Here is a 23478-nt window from a genome sequence, read left to right as displayed (position 1 = left end):
TCTTGCGCCTGACTGATAAGCCGTGCAGAGAGCGTTGCGAGCGACGCCGGGATTATAAGTATTGCCTGACGCTTTGATTGCCGTGCGTCGCCGCACGGAAAATTCAGGATGCGCTAGACCGGCAGCTTCACCGCCGCCGCGCAGTCGATGAACTCGACGACCGGCGCCATGTCGCGCGCCGTATCGGAACTCGAAGCGCACTTGCGCACGCGCTTGATGAACCGCTCGACACGGCGCCTTGCGTTGACATCGGCAGGCGAGCGGTATCTGAAGCGTGTCGTGCAGATTCTCGCGGACGTGGACGGGGCGGAGGAAGAAGCGAGCTGCGCGCACGAGCACCCGTCGGGCACGCTGCGCATGTTCAGCTTCGCAAGCGTAGGGCAGCACTATATTCTTCCCGCCATCGCGCAATACCGTGCGCTGTATCCGGACGTGAAGGTCGAATTGACGCTGTCGCAGCGCATGCCCGATCTCTTCGAAGGCAGCAGCGATGTCGCGGTCGTCTCGGCAGCCGCGCTGTCCGATTCGGAAGTGATTTCGCACCGGCTCGGCAGCACGTTCAGCATACTGTGCGCGTCGCCCGACTACATTCGCGCACGCGGCGCACCGATGCAGCCCGCCGATCTTGCGGATCACGATTGCCTCACCTTGCAGACGCCGGCATTTCCCGCGCGCGAATGGACGCTCGAAGGTCCGCAAGGCCGCGAGACCTTGCAGATCAGCGGGCCGGTGCAGGTGAATATCGCGGAGTCGCTCGTGGTGGCTATTCGCGAAGGCATGGGCATCGGCATGCTGCCGCTCTATGCCGCAATCGACGGCTTGCGCAACGGTTCGCTCGTGCGCGTACTGCCGCAGCATACGCTTCAGTCCACGAATCTCTATGCGCTCTATGCGTCGCGCAAATTCATCGATGCAAAGACGCGGACCTGGGTCGACTTCCTGCGTGCGCATCTTCCCGGCGTGATTGCCCGCGATGAAGCCGCGCTTGCCGAGATCATGCACCGCGATGCGTCAGGCGGCGTCGCGCTGCCGATGGCTCAAGAACACGCCGCGCAGGTGAGACACTAGGCGCTTCGCCGCTTTCTCTCGCCGGATGACTTGCGCTCGCGTTCGAGCGAAGGCGACCGCTCGGTCAGCAACGCGGCATCGTCGCTAAGAGCAGGCGCCGCCGCCGCGAACTGCCGCCGATATTCGGCCGGTGTCGCGTGCCTCGCAGCCTTGAATTGCCGGTTGAAATTAGCCACGTTCGCGAAGCCCGAGCGGGCGGCGATGACGGCCACGGGCAGCGACGTATCGGCGAGCATCCGGCACGCGTGCCCGATCCGGACACGCGTGATATACCGTCCGACGCTCTCGCCAATATGCTGCACGAAGTACCGCGTGAGCGTGCGCTCCGACAAACTGGCCGCCGCGCAGAGTTCGGACAGCCGCAGCGGTTCGGCAAAACGCGCATCGATCATCGACAGCACGCGGTTGATCCGCTCCGGTTCATGGCCGGACGGACCGGTCGTCGCCTGATCGAAGGCGCTCGGTGAAGCGAGCGGCTGGCCGGGCGCGTCGGCGAGCGTGCAGAGAATGTCGAGCGCCGCGCTCAGCCGTTCGCGCGCCACGTTCGAAAGCAACGCGTCCACACGGCCGCGCATCCATTCGCCGGCAGGCGGCTCGAATGTCAGTCCGCACGCCGCTCTGCGCAAGAGCCTGCGCAGCGGTTCATATTCGCGGCAGCAATCCGCCATGCGCCGCGCCCAGTCGCCGTCGAACCAGATAACGATGGCCACCTGCGGCGAAGACGGCTCGATAGAGCGGTTGGACGCCCACGTATGCGGCAAATCGGGCGGCACGAGGACGAGATCTTCCGCGCCGTAGTCGTTGACCGAGTCGCCGATGTAGCGCTTGCCATGACTGTTCATCGTCAGGGTCAGCTCGTATTCGGGGTGGTGATGCCACTCGAACGGAATACGCGGAAGCCGCCGATGGTAAACCCGGACCGAAGAGTCCTCGCCGAATTCGACATGCTCGTATGCAGGTTTCATGGCCGAAAGCGCAAATGAATCGACTGGATAGTATCACCCGGTTGCGAGTACGCGTCATATGCTATCGCCACGATGCTTCACAAGGAGACAAGCATGGCGCTCATAATCGACGACGTGCCGGCCGCAATCCGGCAGGCAAAAAAAGAGCTTCGCGCGGCGTTGCCGAACTACCGGGAGGTCTTCGCCGAAGTCGAAGAATCGATCGGCGCACAGGCCAAGCGAATCGCAGCGCAGCGCGATCGCGGAGAAAACGTCATTCCGGAGATTCAATTCTCCGACATCACTGAACAGCGCGTGACGGCCGAACAGATCGCGCTCGTCAAATCGCGTGGCGCATGTGTGATTCGTAACGTCTTCCCGCGCGCACAGGTGCAGCAATGGGATGACGATATCGCGCAATACGTCGAACGCAATGATCTCGACAAGCGCCTCGAAAACCGCGCCGAGGACAAATACTTCGGACAACTTGCTTCCAGCAAGCCGCAGATCTACGGCGTGTACTGGTCGAAGCCGCAAGTGCTGGCGCGTCAGTCGGAATCGCTGACCGCGGCGCGCGTCTTCCTCAACAAACTCTGGCGCAACGAAAGCGACGGACGCGTTCACTTCGATCCGGAACATGTGCCCGTCTACGCCGACCGTCTGCGCCGGCGGCCGCCGGGTTCGGCATCGCTCGGCTTGTCGGCGCATTGCGACGGCGGCTCGGTCGAACGCTGGATCGAGAGCAATTTTCGCAAGGTGTACCGCCACGTGTTCTCCGGCAACTGGCGCGAGTACGATGCGTTCGACGCGGCTTTTCGCACGGATGTGCAGGAGATCGCCTCGCCCGCCGTCTGCTCGATGTTCCGCACGTTCCAAGGGTGGACGGCGCTGACGGCGCAAGGCCCGGGCGACGGCACGCTGCAACTCGTGCCCATTGCCAATTCGATGGTGTACATCCTCTTGCGCGCGCTTCAGGACGATGTCGCCGACGATGATCTCTGCGGCGCGATGCCCGGTCGCGCGCTCTCGATCAAGCCGGAGTTCCATGCGCCGCTGTTCGAGGCCTTGTCGTCCATTCCGAAGATGCAAGCGGGCGATACCGTGTTCTGGCACAGCGACGTCATTCATGCCGTCGAAGACGCGCATAACGGCGCGGGCTATAGCAATGTGATGTATATCGCCTCGGCGCCGGCGTGCGCCAAAAACGACGCGTATCTGAAGCGCCAGTTGCCGAGCTTCCTGAAAGGCGAAAGTCCGCCTGACTTCCCGACCGACCATTTCGAAGTCGACTTCATCGGCCGCGCAACGGCTGACGACTTGACTCCACTCGGCAAGGCGCAACTCGGTTTCAATCTGTAGCGGTAATACGGCACGCATGCGCGATCGCATTGATCGCGTTGATCGCGCATGCGTCGCTCGATCCATAACGATAAATTCGGAGACTGCAATGAAACAACAACTGACGTCGGTTGCGACGGCTGTCGCGCTGCTTGTCTCGGGCGCCCATGCTGCTCTCGCTGCGGAACAGGTTTCGGTGCTTCACTGGTGGACCTCGGGCGGTGAATCAAAAGCCATTCGCGTGCTCAAGGAGGACATGAGCAAACAGGGCTACGAGTGGAAAGACTTTGCGATTGCAGGAGGGGCGGGCGCGGCGGCCATGACGGCGCTGAAGACGCAGGTGATCTCGGGCAATGCGCCTTCGGCCGCGCAGATCAAGGGGCCGCTGATTCAGGACTGGGCCGAGCAAGGGATGCTCGTCACGGTGGATGCGCCTGCGGCGGACTGGAAAGCGCACACGCCCGCGCTCATCGATAGCGACATAAAGGCGGGCGGTCACTATGTGGCCGCGCCGTTCTCCGTCCACAGAATCAACTGGCTGTGGATCAACAAGGCGGACCTCGACAAGGTCGGCGGCACGCCGCCGACGACATGGCCGGAGTTCTTCGCGCTCGCCGACAAGTTCCGCGCGGCGGGCATCACACCGGTCGCGCATGGCGGACAGCCGTGGCAAGACATGACGATCTGGGAGACGGTCGTGCTGTCGCAGGGCGCGGACTTCTATCGCAAAGCCCTTGTCGATCTCGATCAGAAGACGCTGACATCGCCGCAAATGATTCAGGTCTTCGAGACCGTTCAGAAGATCCGCTCTTACTTCGACAAGGGCTATCAGGGCCGCGACTGGAACCTCGCCACCGCGATGGTCATTTCCGGCTCGGGCGGCATGCAGTTCATGGGCGACTGGGCGAAGGGCGAATTCGCCAATGCGAACAAGAAGGCGGATGTCGATTATGTCTGCGCGGCGGCGCCCGGAACGTCGAACGCCTACACGTACACGGCGGATGCCTTTGTGTTCTTTCAGCAGAACGGCAAGAACGACGCGACGCCGGGACAGATCGCGCTCGCGAAAACGATCATGTCCGTCGATTTCCAGCAGCAGTTCAGCCTCTACAAGGGCTCCATTCCTGTCAGGCTGGACGTGCCGATGGACAAGTTCGACAGCTGCGCCAAGAAGTCTCGCGCAGACGAGCAGGCGACGATCAAGACGGGCGGGTTTCTGCCATCGCTCGCTTTCGGTGAACTTCAGTCGCCGGTCACGGCTGGCGCAATCACGGATGTGGTGACGAACTTCATGAACTCGAACGAGGATGCGAAAGAGGGCGTGCGCAAGCTCGCGGCTGCTGCAAAGGTCAAGTAAGCGACGCGCAATCTCACTCACAACAAGGAGACAGACTTGGATCCAGTCGCCAAACGAAAATGGCCGCGTTCAGGGCTCGAAACAACGGTGATGGGCTTCGGCGCCGCGCCGATAGGCAACATCTTCAGGCCGATCAGCGAAGAGGATTCGGCGGCTTTGATCAAGGCAGCATGGGACGCGGGCGTACGCTACTTCGACACTGCGCCGATGTACGGACACGGCCTGAGCGAAGCGCGCTGCGGGCAGGGGCTGCGCTGGTACCCGCGCGATCAGTTCGTGCTGTCGACGAAGGTCGGGCGGCTGCTCAAGCCGGGCAAGCGCGCCGACATCGACTTCGCACCGTGGGTCGACGGGCTGCCGTTCGAGCTCGCCTTCGACTACAGCTACGACGGCACGATGCGTTCTATCGAAGACAGTCTGCAACGCCTGGCGCTGGAGCACATCGATATTGCGTTGATCCACGACATCGATGTATTCACGCACGGCGAGCGCCAGCCGGAGATGTTCGGGGCGGCGATGGCGGGCGCATCGAAAGCATTGCTGAAGCTGCGCGACGAAGGCGTCGTGAAGGCGGTCGGGCTGGGCGTCAACGAGTGGCAGGTGGCTCACGAAGCGATCCGCAGGCAGGACTTCGACTGCCTGCTGCTGGCCGGCCGCTACACACTGCTCGAGCAGGACGCGCTGGACGGCTTTCTGCCGCTGTGTGAAGCAAGACAGGTGTCGGTCGTTCTCGGCGGCGGCTTCAACAGCGGCATCCTCGCCACGGGCGCGATTCCCGGCGCGAAATACAACTACGCGCCCGCGCCCGAAGCCATTCTGGAGCGCGTACGTCAGATGGAGCAGGTATGCCGGGACTTCTCGGTGCCGCTCAAGGCCGCTGCACTGCAATTCGTCCTCGGCCATCCTGCGATCCCGACCAGCATCCCGGGAGTGCGCACGGTCGCGCAACTCGAAGACAACCTGCGCACCTTCCGCACCGAGATACCGGCAGAATTCTGGGCCGAGCTGAAACGTCGTGAGTTGATCCGGCAGGATGCGCCGACGCCGCGATAGCAGTCGAGGTTCGTGCGCAATCGGAGAGGCGCGTCAGTCGTGATCGGGCGCTTGCCTGAGGCTGTGCTCGCGATTCCGCTTGTGCACGATGCGGTATCGAGAGAAGCCTTCCACAATCGAAGGATGACGGAATTCCGTCATGACAGGTTCGGCTCATCCGGCCATGATGAAGTGTCGCAATCATGGAGACGCCATCATGTCGTTGACTCCGTTTCGCGTCCACGTTCCGGACGAAGACCTCTCCCGCATCCGGGAACGCATACGGTCTTATCGTTGGCACCGATTTCCCGAGCCGCGCGACGCCGCCGATTGGCGGTATGGACCACCTGCTGCATGGATGCGCGCATTGTGCGAGTACTGGCTAACCGAGTACCAATGGCGGGAGGCCGAGCGAAACATCAACGCCGCCGAACATTTTCTAACGAATATCGACGGTCAGGAACTCCACTTCGTTCACGAGCGAGGTTCTGGAGCGCGACCGCGCCCGCTCTTGATCATCCACGGCTGGCCCTACACGTTCGCAAGCTATCTTCACTTGCTAGAGCCGCTTGCCCACCCCGAGCGCTTCGGCGGTCGCGAAGAAGACGCTTTCAGCGTTGTCATTCCCTCTCTGCCCGGCTATGACTTTTCGCCGCCACCGGCAACGCCCATCGGCCCGCGACGCATTGCGTCGCTTTTCAACGAGCTAATGACGCAAGCGCTCGGCTATGACGAGTACCTGGTCCACGGCGGCGATTGGGGCAGTGCCATCGCGGAGATGCTCGGGTTCCATCATCGCGCGCATATCCGCGGGCTCCATCTGACGATGCAGAGCGTCCGTCATCACGGCGCCGCGCCTCGCACGGGTGCTGTGAGTGAGAATGCCGATGCGAACGAACGCTCGTTCGCCGCGCGCGAAGCCGAGTTGTGGAAGAACGAGAGCGCCTATGCGCGGATTCAGGCAACGAAGCCGCTCAAGCTGGCGTATTCGATGTTCGACAGCCCGGTCGGAGTCGCCGCATGGATTGCAGAAGCCTTTCACGCATGGTCGGATCTGTCGCAACGATCATTCGGCGACGCGATATCAATGGACCGGCTCCTGACCGAGATCATGCTTTACCTGGTCACGGACAGCTTCGGACCTTCGACATGGATCTACGTCGCGGAAGGTCTGGAAGGGTATCAAACGCTTCCGCGAGGACGGTCCATCGAGGTGCCCGTCGCACTCGCGGCGTATCGCGATCCCGTATTCCCCATGCCGCCACGCGAGGTCGCTGCTCTGTCGCACTCGGTCGTGCGCTACACGACCATGCCGACGGGCGGACACTTTCCGTTCTACGAGGACCCCGATGCACTCATTGACGACTTGCGTGGCTTCGCTCGGGAGTTGAGGTAGGGGAGGCATCGTGCATCGCGCGAAGCATTTGCAGGCGGCTCGAAACGCCGAGTTTGCCGTACACCGATCGCAGGTGGTTTTCAACCGTGAGCACCGAGATGCCGAGGGCTCTCGCGACGGCCGCATTACTTGCGCCCTCGGCGACTACGCGAGCCACTTCTCGCTCGCGCGCTGTGAGTCCTGCGGCGTCGAAGAATGAATCGAAGCCCCTGCTTGTGATTGAGCGGGGGGCCGTGTCGGTGTGGACGAGCCACCATCGCTCGCCTCCTTCGCCTGCGATTTCCCGGGCGGCAAGCGTTGCGGCAGCGTCTTCTTCCACGCCTAAATGAACGCGCAGGCTGATCGAACGCGTATGGCTGTCCCTGGCGCAGCGACATGCTTCGAGCTGCGCTCGTATGCGCTCGACGATCGTTGAACGCGCGCCTGACCGGCATAGCGCGTCTCCTCTCATGTCACGCACGCGCAAGTGCGAGTCGAACAGTATCCAGTTGTGCGAACCGCTGCGCGAGAAAGCATCCGTAACCCGGTCGCGCAGTGCGAGTTGCTCGCGAAGCGCGAGGTTCTCTGCGTTCACGCGCAGCGCGGTCGCGGCGCGCCGCAGCGTCTTCGCTTCGGACGCAGTGAACCACGGTTCCGTCGCACGTCTATGCATGCCGAAGCAAACGACCTTGCGCGCGCCAGCAAGCGACATCGGTATCCCGAGGCCGATGACGTCGTAGATTCGTGCGCGGTGGAGAAAGCGCGTCTCGTAGCTCGTCTTCGCAAGTTGCGGCAGTTCGCGCAGTGCGACGACAAGCGGTTCGGGAACCGTTGTCCCTTCTCCTTGCAGCCACGAGCGGAAGGGCCGCGTCAACGGATCGTCTTCATAGAACCGTTCGCCATATTCCGACAGCACGACCTCTTCGGGCGGACGATACCGGACCGAGATCGTCAGGTCTTTGGCTGGCGTTGCACCGAGTTCGAAATACAGATAGCTTCGCGCGCCCAGTCTCGCGGCCAATGGTTGCACGATCGAGCGGGCGCTGCTTTGAAGCTCCTGCTGCGCCGATATGCGTTTCATGGCTACCTCCAGCGGCTTTCAGCATCGCCGGGAAGCAACACGCGTGCCGCTTGGGCATGCGCGACCGCGGCATGCGCCTGCAGGCGAGACCTTCAACGCCCCTTCCACGGCACGAGCCGCCGTTCCAGCGCGCGCATGCCGTAGTCGAAGATCCACGCAATCGCTCCGATCAGCATGATTCCCATGACGACCACGTCCGTGCGCAGAAAGCTCGACGCATTGAGCACCATCTGACCGAGGCCGGCCGTGGCGGCGACCATCTCGGCCGCAACGAGCGTCGTCCAGCCAAAGCCCACGGCGATGCGCAAGCCCGTCAATATTTCAGGCAGCGCCGCGGGCAATACGACGTGCCACACCACCTGCCGGAAGTTCGCGCCGAGCGACCACGCCGCGTTGACCTGCTCGGCGCTCGCGCTGCGCACGCCGGCACGCGCGGCCATCGCGATGGGCGCGAAGCACGCGAGCCAGATGACGACAATCTTCGCGGTCTCGTCGATGCCGAACCAGATGACGACGAGCGGCAGATACGCGAGCGGCGGCAGCGGCCGATAGAACTCCAGCGGCGGGTCCAGCACCCCGCGCGCAATGCGGCTCACGCCCATCGCGATGCCGACGGGCACGGCCGTGACGACCGCCAGCGCGAACGCGCCGAACACGCGGATCGCGCTCCAGAGCAGATGGTCGGAGAGCGGCAGGCCGCCCTGAAGACGGCCATGCCAGGCGTCGACGAATGCGCGCCATTGCGGCGGCTCCGCGCGCTCGAAGGTTAGAAGAAACCAAGCGGCTTTTCGCTATAGCTCACGAGCAGGTTCTTCGTCTGCTGGTAGTGATCGAGCATCATCTTGTGGTTCTCGCGCCCGATGCCCGATTGCTTGTAGCCGCCGAACGCCGCGTGCGCCGGATACGCGTGATAGCAGTTGGTCCATACGCGGCCCGCCTGGATTGCGCGCCCGAAGCGATACGCCCGCGTGCCGTCGCGCGTCCAGACGCCTGCTCCGAGGCCATAGAGCGTGTCGTTCGCAATGGCGAGCGCCTCTTCTTCGTTTTTGAATGTCGTCACCGACAGCACCGGTCCGAAGATCTCTTCCTGAAAGATGCGCATCTTGTTGTGGCCGCGAAATACTGTCGGCTTCACGTAGAAGCCTTTGGCAAGCTCGCCTTCGAGCGCATTGCGTTCGCCGCCGATGAGACAGTCCGCGCCTTCCTGCTTGCCGAGGTCGATGTAAGCCAGAATCTTTTCGAGCTGCTCCTGCGAGGCCTGCGCGCCGATCATCGTCTTCGTGTCCAGCGGATGCCCTTGCGTGATTGCCGCGACACGCTTGAGCGCGCGCTCCATGAAGCGCTCGTAGATGGACTCTTCGATCAGCGCACGCGATGGGCACGTACACACTTCGCCCTGGTTGAGCGCGAACATCGCGAAGCCTTCGAGCGCCTTGTCGAAGAAGCTGTCGTCTGCATTGAGCACGTCGGCAAAGAAGATATTCGGGCTCTTGCCGCCGAGTTCCAGTGTCACGGGTATCAGATTCTGGCTGGCGTACTGCATGATGAGGCGCCCTGTCGTCGTTTCGCCGGTGAACGCGATCTTCGCGATGCGCTTGTTCGATGCGAGTGGCTTGCCGGCTTCGAGCCCGAAGCCGTTGACCACGTTCACCACGCCCGGCGGCAACAAGTCTTGAATGGCCTCGAGCAGCACGAGCAGCGACGCGGGCGTCTGTTCCGCGGGCTTCAGCACCACACAGTTCCCGGCCGCAAGCGCGGGCGCGAGCTTCCATACGGCCATCAAGATGGGGAAGTTCCACGGGATGATCTGACCGACGACGCCGAGCGGTTCATGGAAGTGATACGCGACGGTGTCCTCGTCGATCTGCGAAATGGAGCCTTCCTGCGCGCGGGCGGCGCTCGCGAAATAGCGGAAATGATCGATGGCGAGCGGAATATCGGCCGCCATCGTCTCGCGCAGCGGCTTGCCGTTGTCGATCGATTCGGCTACCGCGAGCCGCGCGAGGTTCGCTTCCATGCGATCCGCTATCTTCATCAGCACATTGGCCCGGTCCGTTGTGGACGTCTTGCCCCACGATGCCTTCGCGGCATGAGCCGCATCGAGGGCGGCTTCGATGTCCGCTTCGCGCGAACGTGGAATGGAGGTGAACGGCTCGCCTGTGATAGGCGAGATGTCGTCGAAGTATTCGCCGCCGACGGGCGGCACCCACTTGCCGCCGATGAAATTTCCATACTGCTTCTTGTACGGATAGTCGGTGCTCAGGAACTGCATCTCCGCATGGTTCATCTGTGTGCTCCTCGCATGTCGATAGAAGCGGTCCAGCGCTGGCGATGCGCGCCGCCGCTGCCAGTACATTGCGAGTTCCATGCCATTGACCGCGCGCGCGGCATCGTCATGCGCAGCGTGGGTTTGGGCGAGACCGTGCGTTGCGGGCGCAGGCGGCGGCTGTTCATATTCGCGACAGGTGTATCGTGCTGTAGCACTCGTGAATCGGGGTCTTGGCGTGAACGCTTAGAGCGGGCGCGTAGCGCCGATACGATGGAAGGGTGGGGATACCCACGTTGAGCCAAGCTCTTGCCTGCCGCCTGGTGTTGGTACGCGGTGACGATGCGTGACGCGAAAGTCACACGCCTTGCCGCATTCGCGGCGCCGATCGCGGAGTCGATGGAACAGAGCGCAGGCGGTGTGGGAACAGTATGAGGGCAGCTCACGGACCGTAGCCGCGTGGCTGCAAGCGCTGTCGATTCACCGCGCCCCTTCGAGATCGAAGGCGCGCGGTGCACGTCCGCCGAGGCCGAATCAATGACCAGGCCCCGCGTTCAGCGGCAGCTTCGAGGCACGTGCAATGTCGGCGGTCATCTTGGTCGGGCCTGGCTTGTATCCGTTCGACATGAGCAGGAACGCCATGATGTCCGCATAGTCCTGATCCTTCATCTTGCCCGGGCGATCGGCGGGCATGTTGGTCGCCATGTAGGTGAATATTCCGCCGACCGTCAGATGCGAATTCGCCGGCGGTGCAAACGACGGCCCCTGCAATGCGGGCGCCGTCACCCCCTGAAGTTGCGCGCCGTGGCACTTCGCGCACGAGCTTCCATATAGCGTCTTTCCGTGCGAGGTCTGAGCCTGTTCGAATGATGGCGGCTCTGCGCCGACTTCGTTCGAAACCTTGATGTTGCGGCCCATGCGCGAGGCGTTCGCGTTCGCGAGCATGATGCCCCCGACTGAAGGCGATGCCGTCGACGGCTTGTCGAGATAACCGGTCGATGTCGTTTGCACGGGCAAGGTCCACTGCTTCGTCAGCGCCTGAAGCGCGCCATCCTTGCGCATGGCCGAGAGCGTTTCGTCGATCAGCGGGCGCGATGCAGCGGCCCTGGCGCCGAACGCGAAAGAGAGCTGCCATTGCGCATACGGCGAGTCGGCGAGCGCGATATCGAAGCTGCGCTGCGGATGCATCAGGCGATAAGCGACGACGGCCGGATACCACACGATGGCCTTTCGCGCGCGTCCGGTCGCCACTGCGTCGACCGTCGATGCGCAGCTATTCTCGAGATCGAGCGTCACGTCCTTCTGCTGCACGGCGATAAGTTGCGCTGGACTCGCATACGTGGCCGCGACGGTGCGCTTCGCTGCGCCCTGTAACACGGTGCCGGGCGCCTCGACGCTCACATATCCCGCACGCAGATAACCGCTGGAAAAGCGCATTTTGCCGCCGGAAGCATCGGCGACCGTCGAACGCGGGAAGCCTGCGATCACGTCGCAATCGCGAGTGAGCAGCTTGTCGAGTTCCCTGAGCGAAACGCCGTCGTCATCGCCTTCGCCGATACCATGGACGAACTCGATCGGAATGTTGGCGCGCGCGAAGACCGCTTGTGCGACGGCGCGATCCAGAGACGCAGACGGACTACCGGGAAACGTGCAGATTTTTACCGTGGGATGGGACACGGAAGGAGCGAGCGCGATGAATGCCGCGAGCATCCCCGCCGCGCGAAAGGTGTGGAGTGAATGAGTCATGGCCAGACGTCCGGTGGTATGAGAGCGCCGCAGAGCGCGCGAAAGACGTGGCGCCCTGCGGTCCGATCAGCGGTTCAGGTGCGCTTCACGTACGATTGAGCGCGAACACATAGAGCGTGCCGCCGCGCGGCACCTTGTCGGCGACCTTGGCCATCGGACCGCCCCAGATCGGATTGGCGCCGCCGTAGCCCGCGAGAATGGCGACATATTCCTTGCCGTCGATCTCATACACCGAAGGCTGCGCGATGATGCCGCTCGCGAGCTTCGGGCTCTTCCACAGAACCTTGCCCGTCTTTTCGTCGAACGCAAGCAAGTGGCCGTCGAGCGAGCCGCTGAACGCAAGGCCGCCCGCCGTGGTCGCCACGCCGCCGTTCCATGGCAGCTTGGTCCAATAGCTCCACACCTTCTTGCCGGTATCGACGTCGATCGCCTGCAGTTCGCCATAGCCCTTGCTGCCAGGCTCAGGCTTGATCTCGAAGCCTTCTCCGAGATAGGGCAGGCCTTCCATGTAGTTCACCGACTTGCCGGACAAGGACATGCACGCATGCAGCGCGGGCACGATGGCAAGGTGTGTCTCGGGATCGTACGACACGGACCACCAGTTCTTGCCGCCAAGGAAGCTGGGACACGTCTCGATGGTCGTGCCTGTTTTCGGGTATTTCGCGGCATCCTGCACCGGTTTGCCATCAGCGGTATAGCCCGTGACCGATGTGGCCTTCACGAACGGCCGCGCGTAGATCAGCTTGCCGTTGCTGCGATCAATGGCATGGAAGAAGCCGTTGCGGTCCGCATGAATGATCGCGTCGTAGTCCTTGCCCTGATACTTGACGTTGGCGAGCACCGGCGTGTTCACGCCGTCGTAGTCCCACGTATCATGCGTCGTGTACTGATAATGCCACTTGAGATCGCCCGTCTTCGGATCGAGCGCGAGCAGTGAATCCGAATACAGGTTATCGCCGGGCCGCAGGTCGGCAAGCCACGGCCCGGGATTGCCCACGCCCCAGTAGAGCGTCTTGCTTGCCGCGTCGTAGGTGCCGGTGAGCCATGCGGGCGCGCCGCCATGTTCCTGCATGCCATCGGGCCACGTGTCGCCGCCCGGCTCCTTCGCGCCGGGCACCGTGAAGCGCTTCCACAGCAACTTGCCATCGTTGGGATCGAGCGCTGCGATGAAACCGCGCGCGCCGTACTCGCCGCCCGAACTGCCGACGACGAGTGCGCCGTCGAGGGCGAGCGGCGCAAGCGAGAATGCGTAGCCCATGCCCGGATCGAACATGGCCTTCTTCCATACGAGTGCGCCGGTTTGTGCATCGAGCGCGGCCACTTCGCCGTTCAGCATCGCGACGTAGACGTTCTTTCCGTAGAGCGCGACCCCGCGATTCACCACGTCGCAACAGGCGGTCTTGAACGACTTGGCGTCGAGTTGCGGCTCGTACTTCCAAAGCTGCTTGCCCGTCGCGGCATCGAATGCGTAGACGTTGTCCTTGGGCGTCGTCACGAACATAAAGCGCCCGTTGACGATGGGCGTCGCTTCGAAACCCTGCTGCAGCTCAGCGGGAAACTTGTAGCTCCATGCCTGCTTCAGGTCCTTGACGTTGCGTGTGTCGATCTGCTTGAGCGGAGAGTGAGCATGACCGTTGTAGGTGCGGTAGTACGTGAGCCAGCCCGGGTCGTCCTGCGCGCTTGTCAGGCGTTCATAAGTGACATCGGAGTATTGCGCCGGCGTGCCATCCGCCGCGATGGCCTGATGCTGTGCAAAAGCGAATGTCACCGCGGCCCCTGCTGCAAGGGCCGCCAAGCGCATCGCCGGGACTGGTCGAGTCTTCATCGTCGTCTCCTGGATATGAATGCAACGTCTTCTCTCTTGCGTGTCCGATAACGATAGACACGCGAAACGGTTGCCGCATCGTCAAGGCAACTCACGTGCCATTGATCGAGGAAGCGCCTGACAGGCTTGCCCCATGCGGACGCGGCGGTCGATGCAACTCGAGCTCATGCCGCAGCGCATGGATGCACGGGTGTTGCAATGTGGAGTAGTGGGACGTCGAGTGTTGCCGGATGGGGCAGTGGCACGATCAGTCGTTACAAGGCGCGTCGCGTCTCAGGGTCGCTGAAGACTTCGGACCCCTACATAATGTGGAGGGAATAGTGGAGGAGGAGCATATGTCCGGACCGATCCCGCTCCGAGCCGGACATATGCTTATTGAGGCTTCAGCGCGTGGCGATATACATCGTGATTTCGAAGCCGAAGCGCAGATCGGTGAAGGCGGGTTTAGTCCATTGCATGGCGTCTCCTTGAATGATGCGTGAGCGGTCGCGAACCGTTTCGCAACCGGCGCTCAAAGGTGCAAGGTCCATGCCTTCGACAAAGAGATCGCGCGCAACACGCTCCGGCACCGGAGTGCTCCAAAGTGCAACACCCGGGCAACAGTTCACTGCTCCATGGATGAACAGCCGGGCATCTTGCGATAGATCGTATTCCGTGAGATCCCGAGCGCGCGCGCCGCGGCCGACACATTGCCATGATGACGCGCGAGCGCCGCGGCAATGACGGCCACGGTGACCTCTTCGAGCCGTTCACCATCCAATGCCGATGAAACGCTTGCTTCACTGACGGCTGGCGTAGGGACGCGCGGGTCATCGAAGAAGTCTTCGGGAAGATGCTCGCGGCGGATGCAGCCATCGTCGTCGACCATCGCGGCGGCGGTGCGCAACACGTTGCACAACTGCCTGAAGTTTCCCGGCCACGCGTAGCGTTCGAACAGTGCCAAGACGTCGTCATCGATGGACAGACGCGTGTTGCATGCTTCTTCGGCGCTCAACGTCCGCATCATGTTCGTGATGACGACGGCGAGGTCGGTGCGTTCGCGCAAGGGCGGCAGCTTGACCACGAGCCCGTTGATCCGATAGTACAGGTCTTCGCGGAACGTGTTCTGAGCGATCATCTCGCGCAGATTGCGGTGCGTCGCGCAAATGATCGCCACGTCCACCGGTATGGACTTGCTTGAGCCGAGCGGATCGATCACGCGCTCCTGGAGCACGCGAAGCAGCCGCACCTGCAAGTGGTAGGGCATGTCGCCGATTTCATCCAGGAAAAGCGTGCCGCCGTTCGCCTGAAGCACCTTGCCCGCCGCGCCTTTGCGCCGCGCGCCCGTGAATGCGCCTTCCTCGTACCCGAACAGCTCGGATTCGATCAGGTTTTCCGGGATCGATGCGCAGTTCACCGCGATAAACGGCCCCCCGCGACGCGGCGAATCGCTGTGAATGGCTTGCGCGAGGAGTTCCTTGCCCGTGCCCGTTTCGCCGGTGATGAGGATGGGGATACCCTTGCCGATGACCTTGCGCACCTTGCCGATCACGGCCGAGATTCTGGCATCGCCCGTCTCGAGCGATGCGAGCCTGGACGACGGCTCGCAAGGAGCCAACGCGCGCGGGGCAGGCCGTGCGGCGGGCGTCGTCGCGTCGGCGAAGGGCGCGCGGTCGAGGCGCACGCGCGCGCAGACGACGGTGCCGTTGTTCAGGTTGAGCGAAATGTGCGGCGCGCGGCTCGCTTGCGAACGATCGATCAGTTGCGCGCTCGTCAGGCCGAAGAGCGACGAAAGCGTATGCGCGCGCAACGCCGACAGCGGCAGGCCGAACTGGAATTGTGCGCTGCGATTGGCCGACAGGAAGCGGCCATCGAAGCTGAACGCCATGATTCCTTCCATGAGCGTGCCGAGAAATTCCGGCCGGCCGTGGAAGGAAATCTGCAGCATGCCCTGAAAAGTGCTGGAAAACAGGTGGTTTTCGATCATCTGCACCGACATGCGCGCGAGCGCCATCGTGTGTCGATGGTAGCTGCGATGATCGCCCGTTACGTCGAGCACGCCGATCAGATCACCGTATGGATCGAGGATCGGCACGCTCGAACAGGTGAGGAAACGGTTGGCCGCGAGATAGTGCTGGTCGCCATGCACGACCGTGGCCGAGCGTTCGGCGATCGCGGTGCCGATTGCATTCGTGCCTTGTCGTTCCTCCGCCCAGTTTGCTCCCGCTCTGAGCGCGACCTTCTCGGCGCGCGCGAGGAAGTCGTCGTCACCGGTGGAGTGGAGGATCAGGCCTTGCGCGTCCGTGAGAACGATCATGCTTTGCGTATTGACGATCTGCTCCCGCAGGCTTTCCATGACCGGCGTCGCGTGCGCGCATAGCACGCGGTTCTGCTCGAGCTTGAGCAGCAGGTCGGCGCGGGTGAGGACGTCGTAGTCGGGGCGCGTGGAAGCGTGGAGGCCGAAGGTCTCCGATCGCTGATGGGCGTTGCGGATCGCCGGGATGAGCCAACCGTTTTCCCTTTCATCGGGGATGCCCGCGATCTCGCGGATCTCGTCTTGCATCGTCTCCTCCTTGTGCAAGTGCCGGTCGATTCGCCGGATAGTGTGGCGCCGAAACAAGCAAGCACCGGGCCAATGTGCGCCACGCGTCGACTTCTACAGCAAAAGAAAGTATAGGGACGGCGAGGGGCGGCGCAGTGAAGTGTCTCGCGCCGGTGGCAGGTGTTCTCGGACCCATGCTACAGCGGTCTGCCGGGGCAGGCGCTTGATCGAACACAAATATTTCGGCGTGGATTCGCGCTTTCCACTACGCCGCAAAACGTGAGAGCGCGCGGGAGATTGCTCATTGAGTTCTCCATAGGCAAACCGGTGGCGGCAAATATCGAAAGAGGATCGAACGCCGGCCTGTAGATTTGGTCTTATCCAGCCGTAAACCTTCTGTGCGGCTTCGCTGGACCGCATCGTGCGCCCGCAAGTTATCGAACATGAAACGGACCGAACTCGACATCCCATCATGCCCGCCGAGCAGTCCGCCTACGCTAGCCACGCGCTTTTCGACGCTGACGTTCCCGCGCGAGCGTCAATTGCTCGCATGGCGCGACCGCGTGGGGCACGTCGTCGACGTATTGCCCGACAAGGATCAGATCGCGCGCGGCTTCGCGGGCAGTATCGACCTTCATGCGGCGGGCGGGCTGGTGTTCACGCAAGCGCGCACCGAAGCGCTGGTGCTCGAGCGGTCGATCGCGCGCGTGTCGACGGATACACGCCACGATTTTGTGTTTCACGTTTATGCGGAAGGCGAGTCCGGCCATGTCAGCGGCGTGCGCAAGAAGCGCAGCGCGCCGGATTCGGTGCGTGGAATCGCGGCGTTCGATCTGAACCAGCGCTTTCGCATCGAGCGTCCCGCGTGCCGCGTGCTGACCATGTTCCTGCCGCGTTCGGTCGTGGCAGCGCATATCGGCGACTGTGATGCGCTGCACGGCCGCGTCTTGCCCGAAGACGCGCCACTCGCGCGCGAGGTCTTCCGGCATTTCGAAGCGGTCGCACACGCACTGCCGACGCTGAACCGGTCCGAAGCCATCGACGCGCTCGGTGCCGGCGCGCAACTCATGCTCGCCGCATTTGCCGACAACGCGGATGCCTTGCACGACATGCACGACTTGGGCGACACGCTGCGATTCGCGGCGAAACGACAGGTGAAGCACTATGTCGAGACGCACCTGCATCGGGCGGATCTCACGCCGGCAAAGATCGTCGATGCACTCGGTCTCGACCGCGAGGCTCTTTATCGAGGGTTCGAGCAGGAAGGCGGCCTTCGCGCGTACATCGGCAGTCGCCGTTTGCGCGAAGCTGCCGATAAACTCGCGCGCTTTCCGGATCGGCCGATTGCCGACATCGCGATGAGTCTCGGTTTCAAGAGCACGTCGGATTTCACGCGCGCGTTTTATCGCGCCTTCGATGTGACTCCGCTCGACATGCGGCTGCGCGCACAGGACCTGTTGCGCGCGGCGGCGAGCGATCCCGTCATGCGCATGCACGCCGCGCATTCAAGGGGCGTTCGGGGAAGCGGCTGAGTGCGAGCAGCGCCAGGCCGTTTGCGGCGACCAGATACCACGCGGGCGTCATCGCGTTGCCGGTCGCGTCGATGAGCCATGCGACGGCGAGCGGCGAGAATCCGCCGAAGACCACAGCCCCGAACGTATAGACGACCGACAGGCTTGCTGCGCGCCGATGCTTCGGGAACGCTTCGAGCATCAGCACGGAACCTGCGCCCGCGTTGTTCAACGCAATAGCGACATAGAGCAATACGATCACGAGTGCGAGCGTGTCGGGCGCTCCTCGTGTCAGCGCGTGGAAGGCCGGGAAAGCCGTGACAAGCGCGCCGACGAGCGATGCATACTGCAGCGTCTTGCGGCTCATCAGCCGATCTGCGGCGAGCGCGACGAGCGGTGTCACGACAAGAATCACGAGGCCCGAGAGCGACGCGATCAGAAAGCTGATCGCGGGCGGCCGATGCAACGTATGCGTCAGGTAGTTCGGCATGTACAGCACGGCAATGTAAATGCTCGACGAAGGCGCGGCCATCATCAACATGCCGCATGCGAGAGGCCGTGCGTGCTCGCGAAGCACCATCCGAAGCGGCGTGCGCGCGGGACGCGGCTTCGATGGCGACGCATCGCCCGGTACGCGACGAAGCCACCAGCCGAGCGGCGCGATCAATCCGCCGATGACGAAGGGCACGCGCCATCCCCATTGCACGAGCTGGTCGTGCGACAGCAGCGCGGACGTGCACGCGCCGACGAGCGCAGCCACGCATGCTGCGGCACCCTGGCTCGCGCCCCGCCAACTGACCATGAAGCAGCGCCGTTCATAAGGCACCGACTCCATCAGCAGCGCGGATGCCGGGCCGATCTCGCCGCCCGCCGCCAGTCCTTGCATGAGCCGCGCCAACACGATCATGACGGTCGCGCTCGCGCCGATCATCGCGGGCGTCGGCAGACACGCGATGAGCCACGTGCCTGCCGCCATCAGGGCGATGGACAGGCGCATGCCCGCATCGCGGCCGCGACGGTCCGCGTATCGTCCGATCAGCATGGCGCCGAGCGGACGCATCACGAAGCCGGCGCCGAACGTCGCGAGCGAAAGCAGCAGAGACGAAGCGGCGTCGTGCGCGGGAAAGAACAGCCGACCGATCATCGCTGCGGAGAAACCGTACACGGTGAAGTCATACGCAACGAAGCCGTTGCTGATCACCGTCGCGACGATGAGGCGTTTCAGATCGGCGGGCGACTTTCGATGCTCAGTGTGGTCCATGAATATGCGCGGAGTGATGCATTGTTATCGGCCGTTTCTAGCCTTGGCTTTTGCGGATTTTCCAGTTCGCCGCTTAGTCGTTTATGCGTTCATGCGTTCATGCGTTCATGCGTTCATGCGAAAGGGTAATGGTTTTCCCCGCATTCAAGAGGTCGCGGCTGCTGCCGTTAGCAGGTAGAACGCCGCGCATCGCGGCCACCGCAACCACGCCCTGGAACCTAGCATGAAGATTTCTACTCGGCTCGCGCTGCTTGCCATTACCGCGCTTATCGCGTTGCTTGCCGTCGGCGGATATAGCGTCTACAGCGTGCGACGCGCGATGCTCGACGACAAGCGGGCGCAGATCGTGAACATGTTGAAGATGGCCGAGCACCTGGCCGAGTACTACCACCAGCAGGAAGTTGCCGGTGCGATGACGACCGAGCAGGCGCAAACCGCCACGAAGACGGCACTGAACCGGATGAATTATTCCGACCAGAGCTACTACTGGGCCCGCCTGCCGGACGGAACCTCACTCGTGCATCGGAAACAGGAAAACATCGGCAAGGTCTTGCTCGGCAAGGCGCCAGACGGACGCCCAGACACCGAGCTTTATCGCGAGATGCTCGATAAGGAGCATATTCCGGTGCTGATGGTGGTCACCACGCACCCGTCGACGGGCGTCATGACGGGCAAGATGAACGGCATCGTCGAGTTCAAACCGTGGGGCTGGTGGATCGGCACGGGATTCTTCACCGACGATATCAGTGCAACGTTCGTGCACACGATGCTGCAGATCGGCGGATTGATTGCGCTGGCGCTCGCGGCCATTGCCGCATTGGCGTGGAAAACCATACGGAACGTGACGGGCGCACTAGGCGGCGAGCCTCAGTTCGCAGCGCGCGTCGTTCGAGAGATCGCAGCCGGCGACCTTAGTTCTCCTACGCCGCTCAAGGATGGGGACGACCGCAGCCTTCTCGCCACAGTGGAGCACATGCGTCGCGGTCTGCAAGCGACGGTGACCACCATTCGCACGAGTTCGGAAGCCGTTTCGTCGGGTGCTGTCCAGATTGCGGCGGGCAATACCGATCTGTCGAGCCGCACCGAGCAGCAGGCCGCGTCGCTTCAGGAAACCGCGGCGAGCATGGAGGAGCTGACAGCAACGGTCAAGCAGAACTCCGAGAACGCCCAGCAAGCGAGCGGGCTGGCCGAGAACGCGAATGCCGTTGCCAACGAGGGCAGCGCGATCATCGGTCAGGTCATCCAAACCATGGATTCGATCGAACAGAGTTCGGGCAAGATCACCGAAATCATTGGGATGATCGAAGGGATCGCATTCCAGACCAACATCCTGGCGCTGAACGCAGCAGTGGAGGCGGCACGCGCAGGCGAGCAGGGCAGGGGCTTCGCGGTCGTTGCCAGCGAGGTTCGCAACCTCGCGCAGCGTTCCTCGACGGCCGCAAGGGAGATCAAGGACCTCATCGAGACGTCCGGCAGCCGAGTGCATGAAGGAACCGTCCTTGTCGCACAGGCCAGTGAGACGATGAAGCGCGTGGGCACCGCCATCCAGCGCGTCAACGACATCATGGGCGAGATCGCGTCCGCTTCCAACGAGCAGAGCCGCGGCATCGAGCAAGTCAATCAGGCCATTTCGCAGATGGACGAGGTCACTCAGCAGAACGCGGCGCTCGTGGAAGAAGCCGCGGCAGCGGCGGGTTCCATGGAGGACCAGGCGAAGCAACTGACCGCAGCCGTCGCTGTGTTCCGCACGGCCCAATCATCCGCCGCGCCGACGACGATCAGTCGCGCGCCGCAGACGACGCGCCCGTCGCCTGTCAAGAGAACACCGCCGGCCACCCGCGTGGTCAAGGCAACGGCCCCTGCGCCGGTAGCGGCCGGCGCGGCGGCTGATGGTGAGTGGTCGACGTTCTAAGCCCGGAGGCTGCCTCTCGTCGCCGACGACTCCGCTCGGGCGCGGAGGCGCCTTCCCCTCGTGACTCCGTCAGCGGCGCTGTCACCACAAGCTCCACGATACCTTCGCGCGCGAGCGACCAGCTGACGCCACGTCAGGCCGCGCTCGCGCAGTCATAAAGCTCAACCGTTCCGACCGGACCCCGGCCAAGCGTGATCGCAACGGGAGATGATCGGCGGCCGTCAAGTTTCCCCGGCGCCGCCCCTCGCCGTTAGCTCATTCCGACCGCGCCGCTCATGCGCGCACCGGCACGCCTCGCCGTTTCCCCCGAGTTACTTAAGCGTCGCCGCATCGAGACGCTCGAAAGAACCGCCTCTAATCTCTTCAGGCTGGCCGAACGCATCGGCCTACGCCACCGTCGGTAATGAATTTATTTCAGCACGCCCTTAATTCCGATGCCGTAATTGCCGATATTCCTTTCGAAAGCTGACAGTCAGAAGCGCAACCGAGCAACCACTCACCGTAAATGGCGCAGGACGAGTCAGCAGGACTCCACGCGGAGAAACAATGGACAACATGGAGCGATTCGCAAAATGCGCATCAAGAATCTAAAGATCGGCGTTCGGCTGGGCTGTGCGTTCGGCGCGGTTGTCGCGCTGATGATCGGCACGGCGGCGCTGGGAACCAAGCATCTGGAAGCCAGCAACGAGAAAATGGACAACGTCGTCAGCGAACATTATTCGCTGATCGCGTTGAGCAATACCATCAAGACCAATGGCTACAAGGCCAATGGCATCTTGAGCAAACTCCTGCTCGCTTCGTCGGAAGACCAGACCAAGCAGTACATGGACGAATACGTGGCGATTCGTGGCGCGAATGCGCAAGCGTATTCGAAACTCGAGAAGCTGCTGACGAGCGACGACGGAAAGGCGCTTTTCAAAGAGCAGATCGGCGCGCGAACGGTTTACGGAGTGAGCGTACGCAAATTCTTCGAACTCGTTAAAGCTAATGAGCAACAGGCGGCACGAGAGCTGTATCTCGGTGATCTCGCCCGTCAACAGGACGACTACTACTTGCTCGTCGACAAAATGGTCGACTATCAGGCGGCGCTCATGCAGGCAGCCGTGACGAAGGCAGCCGAAGACGGCAACGACGCGCGCATACAGATGATTCTGCTGTCGCTCGGTGCGGTGCTCGCGGCAATCGGCACGGGCGTCGTCATCACGCGCAGCATCACCCGGCCCATTCATGAAGCCGTGAACCTTGCCGAAGCGGTGGCGGACGGCGATCTGACCCATCGTCTGGAAGTCGCGTCGAGCGATGAAATCGGCAGGCTGCAGGGCGCGCTCAAGCGAATGATCGAGAACCTGCACGGTATCGTGGGCAATGTGCGCACGGCGACGCAAACGATCACGCACGCGTCGCGGGAAGTCGCGAGCGGGAACATGGACCTGTCGAGCCGGACGGAACAGCAGGCGAGCGCCCTCGAAGAGACGGCCGCCGCGATGGAAGAACTGACCTCCACGGTCAAGCAGAACGCCGACAACGCGCTCGAAGCCAACCGCGTTGCATCCGATGCATCGGTCATCGCGGGCAAAGGCGGGGAAGCCGTGAACCGCGTCGTGGATACGATGGAAGCCATCAACGCCTCGTCGCGCGAGATCGTGAACATCATCGCCGTGATCGAAGGTATCGCGTTCCAGACCAACATCCTCGCGCTCAACGCCGCCGTGGAAGCGGCGCGGGCCGGCGAGCACGGGCGTGGCTTCGCAGTCGTGGCGAGCGAAGTGCGTAGCCTCGCGCAGCGCAGCGCGACGGCTGCCAAGGAGATCAAGACGCTTATCGACGATTCCGTCGACCTGGCCGACACCGGTAGCCAGATCGTCGGGGAGGCGGGGCAAACCATTCGTGAAGTGCTGAGCAGCATCTCGCGCGTCTCGACCATCGTCGGTGAAATGAGCACGTCGAGCCGCGAGCAAAGCGACGGCATCGAGCAGATCAATCAGGCTGTTACGCAAATGGACCAGGTCACGCAGGAAAACGCCGCGCTGGTGGAAGAAAGCGCGGCCGCAGCCCAGTCGTTGCGCGATCAGGCCGCCGAACTGACGCAACTGGTCGCTTCCTTCAAGCTGGATGCGGCGACGTCCCCGGACGATGCACGTGCAGCGGCCCATGCCGAGCCCGCGCGTCGATCCAGTATGCCGATGCTCATGACTAGCTGACCGTCGGTGGTGCGCCGTCGTGCACGGCGCACTCGCTGAC

At 62.8% G+C, this 23478-nt stretch carries 16 protein-coding genes and 1 pseudogene; 8 read left to right on the top strand and 9 right to left on the bottom strand.

From position 1 onward, the window contains the following. Nucleotides 1–147: 147 nt before the first annotated feature. Nucleotides 148–1068, top strand: coding sequence for a LysR family transcriptional regulator (locus LDZ26_RS23255; protein ID WP_244851655.1), 921 nt, complete (start codon nt 148–150; stop codon nt 1066–1068). Here the strand turns inward: LDZ26_RS23255 and LDZ26_RS23250 are convergent. Beyond that, the gene (locus LDZ26_RS23250) at nt 1065–2033 is read right to left on the bottom strand and encodes a helix-turn-helix domain-containing protein (RefSeq protein WP_244851653.1); all 969 of its coding nucleotides are present in this window, start codon (nt 2031–2033) and stop codon (nt 1065–1067) included. The genes LDZ26_RS23255 and LDZ26_RS23250 overlap by 4 nt on opposite strands. 93 nt (nt 2034–2126) lie before the next feature. Here LDZ26_RS23250 and LDZ26_RS23245 point away from each other — a divergent pair, with 93 nt between their 5' ends. The 4 genes from LDZ26_RS23245 to LDZ26_RS23230 all read left to right on the top strand — a co-directional run bounded on the left by LDZ26_RS23245 (nt 2127) and on the right by LDZ26_RS23230 (nt 7135). Further along, a complete protein-coding gene (locus tag LDZ26_RS23245; RefSeq protein WP_244851652.1) occupies nt 2127–3371 on the top strand; it encodes a DUF1479 domain-containing protein in 1245 nt (414 codons plus the stop codon). 88 nt (nt 3372–3459) lie between these two features. Next, the gene (locus LDZ26_RS23240; RefSeq protein ID WP_244851651.1) at nt 3460–4707 is read left to right on the top strand and encodes an ABC transporter substrate-binding protein; all 1248 of its coding nucleotides are present in this window, start codon (nt 3460–3462) and stop codon (nt 4705–4707) included. Between the two features lie 36 nt (nt 4708–4743). After that, a complete protein-coding gene (locus LDZ26_RS23235; RefSeq protein ID WP_244851650.1) occupies nt 4744–5760 on the top strand; it encodes an aldo/keto reductase in 1017 nt (338 codons plus the stop codon). Between the two features lie 139 nt (nt 5761–5899). Continuing rightward, nucleotides 5900–7135 carry an epoxide hydrolase family protein gene (locus LDZ26_RS23230; protein ID WP_370650775.1) on the top strand — a complete coding sequence of 412 codons (1236 nt, stop codon included), beginning with the start codon at nt 5900–5902 and terminating at the stop codon, nt 7133–7135. Here the strand turns inward: LDZ26_RS23230 and LDZ26_RS23225 are convergent. The 7 genes and pseudogenes from LDZ26_RS23225 to LDZ26_RS23195 all read right to left on the bottom strand — a co-directional run bounded on the left by LDZ26_RS23225 (nt 7095) and on the right by LDZ26_RS23195 (nt 16574). Then, nucleotides 7095–8195 (bottom strand): helix-turn-helix transcriptional regulator, encoded by a 1101-nt coding sequence (locus tag LDZ26_RS23225; RefSeq protein ID WP_244851649.1) that lies wholly within the window; start codon nt 8193–8195, stop codon nt 7095–7097. The two genes, LDZ26_RS23230 and LDZ26_RS23225, sit on opposite strands and share 41 nt — an antisense overlap. Before the next feature lie 92 nt (nt 8196–8287). Then, nucleotides 8288–8935, bottom strand: a pseudogene (locus tag LDZ26_RS23220) (ABC transporter permease subunit); the annotation flags it as partial. A 26-nt stretch (nt 8936–8961) separates the two neighbouring features. Then, entirely contained in the window at nt 8962–10482 is a 1521-nt protein-coding gene (gene adh, locus LDZ26_RS23215) for an aldehyde dehydrogenase (RefSeq protein WP_244851648.1), read from the bottom strand. Nucleotides 10483–10995: 513 nt separating this feature from the next. After that, the gene (locus LDZ26_RS23210) at nt 10996–12207 is read right to left on the bottom strand and encodes a c-type cytochrome (RefSeq protein ID WP_244851647.1); all 1212 of its coding nucleotides are present in this window, start codon (nt 12205–12207) and stop codon (nt 10996–10998) included. Between the two features lie 85 nt (nt 12208–12292). Further along, a complete protein-coding gene (locus LDZ26_RS23205) occupies nt 12293–14032 on the bottom strand; it encodes a methanol/ethanol family PQQ-dependent dehydrogenase (protein WP_244851646.1) in 1740 nt (579 codons plus the stop codon). Nucleotides 14033–14415: 383 nt separating this feature from the next. Further along, the gene (pqqA, locus tag LDZ26_RS23200; protein WP_157695699.1) at nt 14416–14490 is read right to left on the bottom strand and encodes a pyrroloquinoline quinone precursor peptide PqqA; all 75 of its coding nucleotides are present in this window, start codon (nt 14488–14490) and stop codon (nt 14416–14418) included. A 146-nt stretch (nt 14491–14636) separates the two neighbouring features. Then, nucleotides 14637–16574: a sigma-54-dependent Fis family transcriptional regulator gene (locus tag LDZ26_RS23195; protein ID WP_244851645.1), complete on the bottom strand. Its 1938-nt coding sequence runs from the start codon at nt 16572–16574 to the stop codon at nt 14637–14639. Between the two features lie 422 nt (nt 16575–16996). On the opposite strand from LDZ26_RS23195, the gene LDZ26_RS23190 reads away from it, so the two are divergent. Next, a complete protein-coding gene (locus LDZ26_RS23190) occupies nt 16997–18085 on the top strand; it encodes a helix-turn-helix domain-containing protein (protein WP_244851644.1) in 1089 nt (362 codons plus the stop codon). On the opposite strand, the gene LDZ26_RS23185 is transcribed toward LDZ26_RS23190, so the two are convergent. Then, entirely contained in the window at nt 18036–19325 is a 1290-nt protein-coding gene (locus LDZ26_RS23185; RefSeq protein WP_244851643.1) for an MFS transporter, read from the bottom strand. The two genes, LDZ26_RS23190 and LDZ26_RS23185, sit on opposite strands and share 50 nt — an antisense overlap. 223 nt (nt 19326–19548) lie before the next feature. Between LDZ26_RS23185 and LDZ26_RS23180 the strand changes: the two genes are divergently transcribed. Both LDZ26_RS23180 and LDZ26_RS23175 read left to right on the top strand, forming a co-directional pair. After that, nucleotides 19549–21237 (top strand): methyl-accepting chemotaxis protein, encoded by a 1689-nt coding sequence (locus LDZ26_RS23180; protein WP_244851642.1) that lies wholly within the window; start codon nt 19549–19551, stop codon nt 21235–21237. Between the two features lie 572 nt (nt 21238–21809). After that, nucleotides 21810–23438, top strand: a complete 1629-nt coding sequence (locus LDZ26_RS23175; RefSeq protein ID WP_244851641.1) for a methyl-accepting chemotaxis protein — start codon at nt 21810–21812, stop codon at nt 23436–23438. The last annotated feature ends 40 nt before the right edge of the window (nt 23439–23478 follow it).

This window comes from Caballeronia sp. SL2Y3 (assembly GCF_022879575.1).
In the GTDB taxonomy this organism is placed as follows: domain Bacteria; phylum Pseudomonadota; class Gammaproteobacteria; order Burkholderiales; family Burkholderiaceae; genus Caballeronia.
This window is presented reverse-complemented; position numbering and strand designations above follow the sequence as displayed.